At 72.7% G+C, this 11,652-nt stretch carries 11 protein-coding genes; 7 read left to right on the forward strand and 4 right to left on the reverse strand.

Annotated features, from left to right (window positions below; translation table 11 throughout):
- Positions 1 to 127 precede the first annotated feature (127 nt).
- The 4 genes from AB2U05_RS04290 (at position 128) to AB2U05_RS04305 (ending at position 5,414) form a co-directional block, all read left to right on the forward strand.
- Positions 128 to 892, forward strand: coding sequence for an IclR family transcriptional regulator (locus tag AB2U05_RS04290; RefSeq protein ID WP_045704763.1), 765 nt, complete (start codon positions 128 to 130; stop codon positions 890 to 892).
- 389 nt (positions 893 to 1,281) lie between these two features.
- The gene (locus tag AB2U05_RS04295) at positions 1,282 to 1,989 is read left to right on the forward strand and encodes an MIP/aquaporin family protein (RefSeq protein ID WP_341846050.1); all 708 of its coding nucleotides are present in this window, start codon (positions 1,282 to 1,284) and stop codon (positions 1,987 to 1,989) included.
- A gap of 163 nt (positions 1,990 to 2,152) precedes the next feature.
- Positions 2,153 to 3,673 (forward strand): glycerol kinase GlpK, encoded by a 1,521-nt coding sequence (gene glpK, locus AB2U05_RS04300; protein WP_045704758.1) that lies wholly within the window; start codon positions 2,153 to 2,155, stop codon positions 3,671 to 3,673.
- Positions 3,674 to 3,818: 145 nt separating this feature from the next.
- On the forward strand, positions 3,819 to 5,414 hold the full coding sequence (locus tag AB2U05_RS04305) for a glycerol-3-phosphate dehydrogenase/oxidase (protein WP_045704756.1): 1,596 nt from the start codon (positions 3,819 to 3,821) through the stop codon (positions 5,412 to 5,414).
- Between the two features lie 58 nt (positions 5,415 to 5,472).
- Here the strand turns inward: AB2U05_RS04305 and AB2U05_RS04310 are convergent, their stop codons facing one another.
- A complete protein-coding gene (locus AB2U05_RS04310) occupies positions 5,473 to 6,693 on the reverse strand; it encodes an amidohydrolase family protein (protein ID WP_369182470.1) in 1,221 nt (406 codons plus the stop codon).
- 69 nt (positions 6,694 to 6,762) lie between these two features.
- On the opposite strand from AB2U05_RS04310, the gene AB2U05_RS04315 reads away from it, so the two are divergent.
- Positions 6,763 to 7,386: a TetR/AcrR family transcriptional regulator gene (locus AB2U05_RS04315; protein WP_167352988.1), complete on the forward strand. Its 624-nt coding sequence runs from the start codon at positions 6,763 to 6,765 to the stop codon at positions 7,384 to 7,386.
- Positions 7,387 to 7,455: 69 nt separating this feature from the next.
- Here the strand turns inward: AB2U05_RS04315 and AB2U05_RS04320 are convergent, their stop codons facing one another.
- Both AB2U05_RS04320 and AB2U05_RS04325 read right to left on the reverse strand, forming a co-directional pair.
- Positions 7,456 to 8,847: a GntP family permease gene (locus AB2U05_RS04320; RefSeq protein WP_045704769.1), complete on the reverse strand. Its 1,392-nt coding sequence runs from the start codon at positions 8,845 to 8,847 to the stop codon at positions 7,456 to 7,458.
- 2 nt (positions 8,848 to 8,849) lie between these two features.
- A complete protein-coding gene (locus tag AB2U05_RS04325) occupies positions 8,850 to 9,404 on the reverse strand; it encodes a gluconokinase (protein ID WP_045704752.1) in 555 nt (184 codons plus the stop codon).
- Between the two features lie 170 nt (positions 9,405 to 9,574).
- Between AB2U05_RS04325 and AB2U05_RS04330 the strand changes: the two genes are divergently transcribed.
- Complete coding sequence (locus tag AB2U05_RS04330; RefSeq protein ID WP_045704750.1) at positions 9,575 to 10,270, forward strand: FadR/GntR family transcriptional regulator; 696 nt, start codon at positions 9,575 to 9,577, stop codon at positions 10,268 to 10,270.
- Positions 10,271 to 10,427: 157 nt separating this feature from the next.
- On the forward strand, positions 10,428 to 10,886 hold the full coding sequence (locus AB2U05_RS04335) for a hypothetical protein (protein WP_369182471.1): 459 nt from the start codon (positions 10,428 to 10,430) through the stop codon (positions 10,884 to 10,886).
- A gap of 4 nt (positions 10,887 to 10,890) precedes the next feature.
- On the opposite strand, the gene AB2U05_RS04340 is transcribed toward AB2U05_RS04335, so the two are convergent.
- A complete protein-coding gene (locus AB2U05_RS04340; protein WP_045704765.1) occupies positions 10,891 to 11,649 on the reverse strand; it encodes a metallophosphoesterase in 759 nt (252 codons plus the stop codon).
- Positions 11,650 to 11,652 lie beyond the last annotated feature (3 nt).

Genomic DNA, 11,652 nt, shown 5'->3' on the forward strand with positions numbered 1-11,652 from the left:
GCGTCGGCGGAGGGCCGGTGGCCGGTTTCCGAGGGGGAGGGTGCACGAACCGGAGACGGCCTGGCAGACTCGTCCCGTCAACCCGATGGTCGACAATGTCGACCGCTGATTCGCGCGGAGGTATCCCATGCCCGGCCCGATCCAGTCGCTCTCCCGGGCCGCCGCGATCCTGCGGCTGCTGGCCGGCGGTGAGCGCCGCCTGGGCCTGTCCGAGGTCTCGACGGCGCTGGGCCTGGCCAAGGGGACGGCGCACGGCATCCTGCGGACGCTGCAGCAGGAGGGGTTCGTCGAGCAGGATCCGGAGAGCGGCAAGTACCAGCTGGGCGCCGAACTGCTGCGGCTGGGGCAGAGCTACCTGGACGTGCACGAGCTGCGGGCGCGGGCGCTGGTGTGGGCGGACGACCTGGCCCGGGCGGCCGGGGAGACGGTCTACCTGGGGGTGCTGCACCAGCAGGGCGTGCTGATCGTGCACCACGTGTTCCGGCCCGACGACACCCGGCAGGTGCTGGAGGTCGGCTCGATGCAGCCGTTGCACAGCACCGCGATCGGCAAGGTGCTGGTGGCCTACGACCCGGTGGCGCGCGGGGAGTTGGGCGACGGCCCGTACGAGTCGTACACCCTGCGGACGCTGACCGAGCCGGCCGACGTGGACGCCGAGTGCTCGCTGATCCGCGAGCGCGGCTGGGCGGACTCGGTCGAGGAGACCTGGGAGGGCGTGGCCTCGATCGCCGCGCTGATCCAGGACCGGCGGCGCAATCCGGTGGGCGCGGTGTGCATCAACGGGCCGGTGGAGCGGATCTGCCAGGACGGCTTCGTGAAGCCCTCGCTGGTCGCCTCGGTGCGCAGCGCGGCGCGGGCGATCTCCCGCGACCTGGGCGCCGGGCGGTTCTGAGCGCGCGGTCCACGAACGAGCGGTCCACGAACGAGCGGTCCACGAACGAGCGGTTTCCGAACGAGCGGCCCCGGGCACGAGTCCGGGGCCGCAGTCATGTCGTCACGCTGAGGTACGAACGGGCTCCCCGGTTGTCCGTGCACTGGCGTTTTGTCCGCATTCCGGACGCGCCGCTCGGTAACTTCGGAGGGCGGGCCGAGGGAAGGGTCACAGCTGCGTAACCCCACCTTGACGTGGGGGCGACCCAAAGAGGAAGCTTCCGCATGACGGTCGACATTGTCGAACGACGGCCGGGAAGATCACTCCCACAACGCGCTCACCCGCACAGGGATCGACCCGGCCAGCTGCCCCCACCCGCACCTCCGGGCCATATGGACAAGGGAGTCTTTGTGTCCGCGTTCTCCAACGGCGACGTCTTCGTCGGCGAAACCCTCGGCACCGCCGCCCTGATACTTCTCGGCGGCGGCGTCTGCGCCGCCGTGACCCTCAAGAAGTCGAAGGCCGTCAACGCCGGTTGGCTCGCCATCACCTTCGGCTGGGGCTTCGCGGTCCTCATCGCCGCCTACATGACCGGCGCCAAGTCCGGTGCGCACCTGAACCCGGCCGTCACCCTGGCTCTCGCGGTCAAGAGCGGCGACTGGAGCCAGGTGCCGCTCTACATCGGCTCGCAGCTGCTCGGCGCGATGATCGGCGCCGTCCTGGTCTGGCTCACCTACCTCGGCCAGTTCCAGGCCAACAAGGAGCCCACCCTCGGCATCTTCTCGACCGGCCCCGAGATCCGGAACCCGGTCCAGAACGTGATCACCGAGGTCATCGGCACCTTCGTGCTCTGCATGGCGATCCTCACCCTCAGCCCGCAGCTCGGCGCCGGCGGCACCACCATCGTCGCCCTCACCGTGGTCGGCATCGGCCTCTCCCTCGGCGGCCCGACCGGCTACGCGATCAACCCGGCCCGCGACCTCGGCCCGCGCATCGTGCACGCACTGCTGCCGATCCCCAACAAGGGCGGCTCCGACTGGTCGTACGCCTGGGTCCCGGTCGTCGGCCCCGTGATCGGCGGCCTCGTGGCCGGCGGCGTGTACAACGCCCTCTTCTAAGAGGCCCGCGGTTCCGAAAGGCCGTCCACCAACGGCCCCTGCCGCAGGCCCCCCGCTGAGGCAGCCGCGGAACTCGCCGAGCACAGGGACTGGCCGAACGGGCCGGTCAGCTCCAATCTCTCCGTACCACCCTTCCCCCGCACGTGAGCCGAGGACCCTCCACATGACCTCCACTGGCAACTACATCGCCGCGATCGACCAGGGCACCACGTCCAGCCGCTGCATCATCTTCGGCGCCGACGGCCGGATCGTCTCCGTCGACCAGCAGGAGCACCGGCAGATCTTCCCGCAGCCCGGCTACGTCGAGCACGACGCCGCCGAGATCTGGACCCGCGTCCAGTCCGTGGTCCGCGGCGCGCTCGACAAGGCCGGCCTGACCAAGGACGACATCCGCGCGATCGGCATCACCAACCAGCGCGAGACCACCGTCCTGTGGGACAAGAACACCGGCGAGCCGGTGCACAACGCGCTGGTGTGGCAGGACACCCGCACCGAGGCGCTCTGCCGCGAGCTCGGCCGCAACGTCGGCCAGGACCGCTTCCGCCGCGAGACCGGCCTGCCGCTGGCCAGCTACTTCGCCGGCCCGAAGATCCGCTGGCTGCTGGACAACGTCGAGGGCCTGCGCGAGCGCGCCGAGGCCGGCGACATCCTGTTCGGCACCATGGACACCTGGGTGATCTGGAACCTCACCGGCGGTGTGAACGGCGGCAAGCACGTCACCGACGTGACCAACGCCAGCCGCACCATGCTGATGAACCTCAAGACCCTCGCCTGGGACGAGAGCATCGCCGAGTCGATGGGCGTGCCGCTGGCCGTCCTGCCGGAGATCCGCTCCTCCGCCGAGGTGTACGGCGAGGCCGTGGGCGACCTGGCGGGCGTCCCGGTCGCCTCCGCGCTCGGCGACCAGCAGGCCGCGCTGTTCGGCCAGACCTGCTTCAACGAGGGCGAGGCCAAGTCCACCTACGGCACCGGCACCTTCCTCCTGCTGAACACCGGCGAGAAGATCGTCAACTCGTACCACGGCCTGCTGACCACGGTCGGCTACCGGATCGGCGACCAGGCCCCGGTCTACGCGCTCGAAGGCTCGATCGCCGTCACCGGCTCGCTCGTCCAGTGGCTGCGCGACCAGCTCGGCATCATCTCGACGGCCGCCGAGATCGAGACCCTCGCCAACACCGTCGAGGACAACGGCGGCGCCTACTTCGTCCCGGCCTTCTCCGGCCTGTTCGCCCCGTACTGGCGCTCCGACGCCCGCGGGGTGATCGCCGGACTGACCCGGTACGTCACCAAGGGCCACCTGGCCCGGGCCGTCCTGGAAGCCACCGCCTGGCAGACCCGCGAGGTCGTCGACGCCATGCAGAAGGACTCCGGGGTCGAGCTCACCGCCCTCAAGGTCGACGGCGGCATGACCAGCAACAACCTGCTCATGCAGAACATCGCCGACGTCCTGGACGCCCCGGTCGAACGCCCGTACGTGGCCGAGACCACCGCCCTCGGGGCCGCCTACGCGGCCGGTCTCGCGGTCGGCTTCTGGAACGACCTCGACACCCTGCGGGCCAACTGGCACCGCGCCGCCGAGTGGACCCCGCGCATGGACGAGGCCACCCGGGAGCGCGAGTACAAGAAGTGGCTCAAGGCCGTGGAGCGCACCATGGGCTGGGTGGAAGAGGAAGAGAACAACTGACCGACAAGCCGGTCGGGGCACCGAGCCCCGGCCGGCTGGTCCCGTTGCCGGCCCGTCGCAGCGGGCCGACCGGCCTCTCCCGCAGGGGCCGAACCCACACGAGAGGAGTAACGGCGCCGCCGCGCAGCGCGCCGTACACAACGCCATGGCAACCATCCCCACCCTGGGCGCCGAGCGCACCGCCGGCCGCACCGCCTCCCGCGCCGAGACCCGCGAACTGCTCGGCAAGGCCACCTACGACCTCCTGGTGATCGGGGGCGGCATCCTCGGCACCGCCGTCGCCTGGACCGCCTCCCAGGCGGGCCTGAAGGTCGCCATGGTCGACTCCGGCGACTTCGCCGGCGCCACCTCCAGCGCGTCCTCCAAGCTCGTCCACGGCGGTCTGCGCTACCTGCAGACCGGCGCCGTCAAGCTGGTCGCCGAGAACCACAAGGAGCGCCGCGTCCTCTCCACCGACGTGGCCCCGCACCTGGTCAACCCGATGACCTTCTTCGTGCCGGTCTACAAGGGCGGCCCGCACGGCGCCGCCAAGCTCGGCGCCGGCGTCTTCCTGTACTCGGCGCTGTCCGCCTTCCGCGACGGCATGGGCCGGGTCTCCACCGCCGCCCACGCCGCCCAGCAGGTGCCCGCGCTGCGCACCGAGGGCCTGCGCTCGGTGGCCGTCTACGGCGACCACCAGATGAACGACTCGCGCGTCGCCGTGATGACCGTGCGCGCCGCCGTGGACGCCGGCGCCGTCGTCCTCAACCACGCCGAGGTCACCGGCCTGCGCTTCACCGGCGGCCGGGTCACCGGCGCCGAGGTGCGCGACCGCCTCGACGGCAGCGAGTTCGGCATCGACGCCCGCCTGGTGCTCAACGCCACCGGCCCGTGGGTCGACCACCTGCGCATGATGGAGGACAAGGGCGCCGCACCGTCGATCCGCCTCTCCAAGGGCGCGCACATCGTCGTCAAGCGCCGGGCGCCGTGGCGGGCCGCGCTGACCATCCCGATCGACAAGTACCGCGTCTCCTTCGCCATCCCGTGGGAGGACCACGTCCTGCTCGGCACCACCGACGAGGAGTACACCGGCGACCCCCAGGACGTCCGGGCCACCGACGCGGACATCGACCAGATCATGGACGAGGCCGGCCACGCGATCCGCGACGAGCACCTCGACCGGGACCTGATCACCTACGCCTTCGCCGGCCTGCGGGTGCTGCCCGGCGGCCCCGGCGACACCGCCTCCGCCAAGCGCGAGACCGTCGTCACCGAGGGCCGGGGCGGCATGCTGTCCGTCTCCGGCGGCAAGTGGACCACCTACCGGCACATCGGCCGCATGGTGCTGGAGAAGCTGGCGCACGCGCCCGGCACCAGCCTCGGCGAGGACATGTCCCCGATCGCCCCGACCGTGCCGCTGCCGGGCGTCGGCGCGCCGAACGCGGTGGCGCACCGCCTGCTGATCGACCGCGAGCCGGGCTCCCGGATGGAGCCGCTGGTCGCCAAGCACCTGGCCAGCCACTACGGCACGCTCTCCTTCGAGATCGCCCGCATGATCGACGAGAACCCGGAGCTCGGCCGGCCGATCCACGAGGACGGTCCGGACGTCTGGGCGCAGGTCGCCTACGCGGCCGACAACGAGTGGGCGTACACGGCGGACGACGTGCTGCGCCGCCGCACCACGATGGTGGTGCGCGGGCTGGACACGCCGGAGATCCGGGACGAGGTCGAGGCCTTCCTCACGAAGCGCGGGAGCAAGTAAGTCCTTTGCAGCGGGCGGGCGTTCGGGGTTTCCCCGGGCGCCCGCCCGCCATTTCGGCTCAGATCGGCAGCCCCGCCTTGACGACGTGCCGGAGGTGGCGCTCCGGACGGGTGAGCACGGTGAGGTCGGCCAGCGGATCGCCGTCGACCAGCAGCAGGTCGGCGTGCGCGCCCGGGGCGAGGGTGCCGATCTCCCCCGCCATGCCGAGCAGTCGGGCCGCCGTGGTGGTCGCCGAGCGGAGCACGGCGGCGGCCGGCTGAACCTCGGCCCGCAGGGTGAACTCCTCCAACTGGGCCGGGTGCAGCGGGCCGAGCAGGTCGCTGCCGTAGACCAGGTTCACCCCCGCGCGGTGGGCGCGCTCCAGGGCGGACAGGCCCTGGTCGCGGACCTCGGCGAGCTTGCCGAGCGAGGCCGGCGGCAGGCCCGAGGCGGCGCCGAGCTTCGCGGTCCGCTCGTACGCGACCAGGGTCGGCACCAGGAAGGCGTCCTTCTCCAGCAGCAGCGCGACCGTGCTGTCGTCCAGCAGGTTGCCGTGCTCGACGCAGCGCACCCCGGCCCGCAGGGCGCGGTCGATCCCGCGCGGGTGGTAGGCGTGCACGGTCACGTAGCGGTTGTGGTTCTCGGCCTCCTCGACGGCCGCCCGGATCTCCTCCTCGCTGTACTGGACGGCGGCGATCTCGTCGTGCGGGGAGGCGACGCCGCCGGACAGCAGCACCTTGAGGTGGCGGGCGCCCTTGCGGAACTCGTCCCGGGCGGCGGCGCGCACCGCGTCCACGCCGTCCGCGATCCGACCGAAGTTCGGCCGGGCCTCGCAGCAGGGCAGCGCGTCGTCGCCGAGCGGGCGCAGGTCGCCGTGGCCGCCGGTCTGGGAGAGCGCCTTGCCGCCGTGCAGCAGGCGGGGCCCGAGGGCCAGGCCCTCGGCGAGGGCCCGGGCCATGCCGTGGTCGGCGCCGCCGACGTCGCGGACGGTGGTGAAACCGCGGCGCAGCATGCGCTCGGCCTCGGCGAGGGCGCGGACGGTGGCGTAGCCGGGGGTCCAGTCGGCGACGTCGCGCAGGTCGAGCGAGGTGACCAGCAGGTGGACGTGGGCGTCGATCAGGCCGGGCAGCACCGTGCCGCCGCGTGCGTCGAGGACCCGGACGCCGTCCGTGGCCGCGGGCGGGCGGCCGGTGCCGGTGGCGGCGATCCGGCCGTCGGCCGCCTCCAGCCAGCCGAGGTCCGTACGGGTGCCGTCCTCGGGGTGGAGCAGGTGGGCGTTGGTGATCAGCAGTCGGTTCATGGGTGTCCTCGTTCAGTACGGCTCGTATTGAATACGACCCGTACTGAATACACCATGTATCGTTCCCCTGTGAACCCGCCCCCGGCCGATGCCGCCGCTCCCCGACCGCCCCGCCGCCGCGTGCACACCCGGGCCCGCCTGCTCGCCGCGGCGCGCGAGCTGTTCCTCGACGTCGGCTTCGCGCGGACGAGCATCGAGGACGTCTGCGCCGCCGCCGGCTACACCCGCGGGGCCTTCTACTCCAACTTCGGCAGCAAGGAGGAACTGCTGCTGGCGCTCTTCGACGAGCAGGCCGCCGGGCGGATGGCCGAGTTGGAGCGACTGGCGGCCGCCTACGGGTCGCTGGCGCCGCGGGAGCGGGCCCGGCGGCTGGTCGAGGCGCTGCTGCGGGTCGAGCCGGCGGACGCCGGGTGGATCCTGCTGTTCCTGGAGTTCCGCCTGGTCGCGGCCCGTACGGCGGCGCTGGCCGAGCAGGTCGCCGCGCACGACCGGGCGCTGGCGCGGGCGGTGGCGGAGGTGCTGGCGCGGGAAGTGCCCGAGCTGGTGCCCCCGGGGGCGAGTGCCGGGCAGGCGGCGGCGGTGATCCTGGCGGCGCGCGAGGGGCTGCTGGCCCGTACGGCGGCGGGCGGCGCGGTGGCCGAGGAGCTGATCGCGGCGACGACGGCCGTGCTGTCGGGGCTGCTGGGGCGCTGACGGAACGCCGGAGGGGCGGAACCCGTGCGTACGGGTTCCGCCCCTCCGGCGCGCGACGCGCTGCGTGCGCTAGATGACCAGGCTGAGCGGCAGGATCAGGGCGATCGCGACGACCGAGATCACCGTCTCCATCACCGACCAGGACTTCAGCGTCTGCCCGACGCTCATCCCGAAGTACTCCTTGACCAGCCAGAAGCCGGCGTCGTTGACGTGCGAGAAGAACAGCGAACCGGCGCCGATCGCGAGCACCAGCAGGGCCGAGTGGGTCGAGGACATGGTCGCGGCGAGCGGCGAGACGATGCCGGCCGCGGTGATGGTGGCGACCGTCGCGGAGCCGGTGGCGAGGCGGATCAGCACCGCGATCAGCCAGCCGAGCAGCAGCGCCGAGATGTGCCACTCGGCGGACCAGTGGCTGACCATGTCGCCGACGCCCACGTCGATCAGGGTCTGCTTGAAGCCGCCGCCCGCGCCGACGATGAAGACGATGCCGGCGATCGGGCCGAGCGCCTTGCCGACGGTGTCGGAGATCCGGCCCTTGTCGAAGCCGGCCGCCCGGCCGAGGGTCAGCATGGCGAGCAGCGTCGCGGCGAGCAGCGCGATCAACGGGGAGCCGATGAAGTCGAACACCCGCTGGCCGGTCGCCTTCGGGTCGTCGATCACGACGTCGGCCAGGGCCTTGCCGAGCATCAGCACGACCGGCAGCAGGATGGTGGCCATGACGGCGCCGAAGGAGGGGGTGCGCTCCTGCTCGACCGTGTCCTCGGGGGTCACGGCGGTCGGGATCTCCAGCGGGCCCACCCAGCGCTCGGCGACCCGGGCGAACAGCGGGCCGGCGATGATCAGGGTCGGGACGGCGATCAGCAGGCCGAGCGCCAGGGTGACGCCGAGGTCGGCCTTCAGCGCGTCGATGGCGACCAGCGGGCCCGGGTGCGGGGGCACCAGGCCGTGCAGCACCGACAGGCCGGCCAGGGCCGGGATGCCGACGCGCATCAGCGGCACGTCGCCGCGGCGGGCGACCAGCAGCACGATCGGGATCAGCAGGACGACGCCGACCTCGAAGAACAGCGGCAGGCCGAGCACGGCGGCGATCAGCGCCATCGCCCAGGGCAGCGCCTTGGCGCCCGTCCGGGACAGCACGGTGTCCGCGATGATGTTCGCCCCGCCGGAGTCGGCGAGCAGCTTGCCGAGCATCGCGCCCAGGCCGATCAGCAGGCCGACGCTCGCCACCGTGGAACCGAAGCCGGTGGAGAAGCTGGCGAGGAGCTTGTCGAAGGGGGCGCCCGCGACGGCGGCCAGCAGTCCGGAGCCGAGCGTGAGGGCGAGGAAGGGGTGCAGCTTCAGCCGGGTGATCAGCAGGACGATCGCGCCGATGGCGAGCAGCACCGCGATCAGCAGCTGGGTGTTGCTGCCGGTGTGCGGCAGGGCCGGTGGGGCGGCCGCCAGGAGGGTGGTGGGGGCAATACTCACGCGAGGTCTCCATTGACGGGCCGCAGGAGGTCCACGGCCATCTCGACGAGTTCTTCGGGGGACGGGCCCACGTCCAGGACGGCGCCGCGCTCGTCCGCTCCCAGCGGCTCCAGGGCCGCGTACTGGGAGTCGAGCAGCGAGGCCGGCATGAAGTGGCCGGTGCGGTGGGAGATCCGGTCCTCGACCAGGTCGTGACCACCGCTGAGGTGCAGGAAGAAGGCCTCCGGGGCGGCCGCGCGCAGGATGTCGCGGTAGCCGTGCTTGAGCGCCGAGCAGGTGACCACGCCACCGGTGCCGTCCTCGGTGCGCGCCTTGAGCCAGGCGCCGATGGCGCGCAGCCAGGGCGCGCGGTCCTGGTCGTCCAGCGGGATGCCGGCGGACATCTTGGCGATGTTGGCCGGCGGGTGGAACTCGTCCGCCTCGGCGAAGGGGAGATCGAGGCGGTCGGCCAGGAGGCGGGCCAGGGTGGTCTTGCCGACCCCGGAGACGCCCATCACCACGACGGTGAGGGGGGCGACCGGGTGGTCGTGGTTCTCGACGCTGAGAGCCATGGGTGGTGCTCCTTCGTTGCAGGCCGCCACTATCGCTTCAAAGATATGACGTATTCAAGTGGCGGAAACCAAATCGTCATACTTTTTGGCTGTGGGCTCGATCGCACCCGGCCGGAGGCGAGCTCCGGGGCGACGTGAAGTGCCCGGGGGCGGGCGTCTACGCTGGTCGGATGGAGATCCAGGGGCTGCCCGGTCGGGTGCTTGGCGAGCTCGGGCCGGCGATCGCGTCAGGGGAGATCCCCGAGGGCGCGGTGCTGCGCGGGGAGGAGCTGGAGGAGCGGTTCGGGGTGTCCCGGACGGTCGTCCGCGAGGCGGTGCGGGTCCTGGAGGGGATGCGCATGGTGGCCTCCCGGCGGCGGGTCGGCATCACCGTGCAGCCCAAGTCGCTCTGGGACGTCTTCGACCCGATGGTGATCCGCTGGCGCCTGGCCGGCGCCGACCGGTCCGCCCAGCTGCGCTCGCTCGGCTCCCTGCGGATGGCCGTCGAACCGGCCGCCGCCGCCCTCGCCGCACTCCACGCCAGCGACGACGACCGGCGCGAACTCAGCTCGCTGGCCGTCGAGTTGACGGTGACCGCGCGGGCCGCCGACCTGACCGCCTTCCTCGGGCACGACATCGCCTTCCACTCCCTGGTGCTGCGCGCCTCCGGGAACGAGATGTTCGCCCACCTCGGGGACACCGTGGGCGCGGTGCTCACCGGCCGGACGGAGTACCAGCTGATGCCCCACCAGCCGGAGCCGTACGCGATCCGGCTGCACCGGGAGGTCGCGGACGCGATCTGCGCGGGCGACGCCGTCCAGGCGGAACGGGCGATGCGGACGATCGTCACCGGCGCCCTGGCGGAGCTCGAACAGCAGTTGGGCTGAATCCGGTCGGCCGGGCCGCCCCGATGACACGATTTGGCATCCGCTCGGCGATTTGGGAGGCATGGTCCCGGTTCGGCGGGGCAGAGTGACGCAGGGGGCGCATTCCGTACGCCCCCGTTCCCTGCCCGTCACCGATCGCGCGCCTGGGGGTCGCTCGATGTCCGTGCCACGCCGCCGTCGCCGCCTGCCCGACGAGGTGCGCGCCGCCGCAGTCCGGGCGGTGCTCTCGCTGGCCTTCACCCTGGTCGGCGTGGTGGTCGCCACGCTCGCCTCGTACGCAGGCAGTTGGCTGCTGACGCCCGCGCTGCTGGCGATGGGGCTCGGGGTGTTCGGCAGCATGTGGTGCCTGCTGGAGATCCTGATCTCCCGCCAGGTCGCCGCCCAGCGCCAGCGCGGGCCGAACTCCGCCCACCCGATGGCGGGCGGACGGGCGGCGCCGCCCGATCCGCTCGCCGGCCGGCCCCTCCCCCGGCCGGGCCAGCAGTACCGCCCGGGCCAGCAGCCCCCGCCGAACCAGCAGTACCGCCCCGGCCAGCAGCCGTACCCGGGCCCGCGGCCCGCCGGCCAGCCCGGCCGGCCCGGGCACTCTCAGCTGCCGACCGGCCGGCGCTGGTGACCCGTCAGAGCACGACCCGGTAGTGGGTGGTGAGCCGGCGGTCGTCGTGCAGGACGTGGAAGGCGAGCATCGGCGGCTGGTCGAAGGAGATCCCGCGCCCGCCCTCGCAGGGCAGGGTGGTGGTGGAGACCACGCCCGGCGCGACCAGCAGCGGCAGCCCGGCGAAGGTGGTCGCGGCGGGGGTGTGGGAGTGGCCGCAGAACAGGGCCACGACCCGGGGGTGACGGCGCAGCACTTCGGCCAGCCGGGCCTCGCCGAACTGCCGGATCTCGTCGACGTACGGGATGGACAGTTCGACGGGCGGGTGGTGGAAGGCCACCAGGGCGGGCAGGTCGGTCCGTCCGCCCGCCAGTCGCTCGTCCAGCCAGGTCAGGGTCGCGTCGTCGAGCAGGCCGTCGTGCTTCCCGGGTATGGACGAGTCGAGCATCAGCACGTCGGCGCCGGGGAGTTCGTGCAGCCGGTTGATCGGCTCCTCGCTCGCGGCCTCCCCGAGCAGCCCCTCCCGGTACGGCCCCCGGACGTCGTGGTTGCCGGGGCAGGTGAGCACCGGGTGGCGGGACTTGAGCACCCGGGCGACCTGCGCGTACTCGGCGGGCAGGCCGTGGTCCGCGAGGTCGCCGGTCACGAGCACCGCGTCCAGCGGGCCGGGCAGGGCGTCGAGGTACGCCATCACCTGCTCGGCCCGCCGCCGGGCCCGCTTGCCCCCGTCGTGCCGCTGGACCTGACCGAGGTGGATGTCACTGAGCTGCGCGATGGTCACCATGCC

The sequence above is a fragment of the Streptomyces sp. Y1 genome (genome assembly GCF_041053115.1).
GTDB classification, from domain to species: Bacteria; Actinomycetota; Actinomycetes; order Streptomycetales; family Streptomycetaceae; genus Kitasatospora; species Kitasatospora rubellomurina.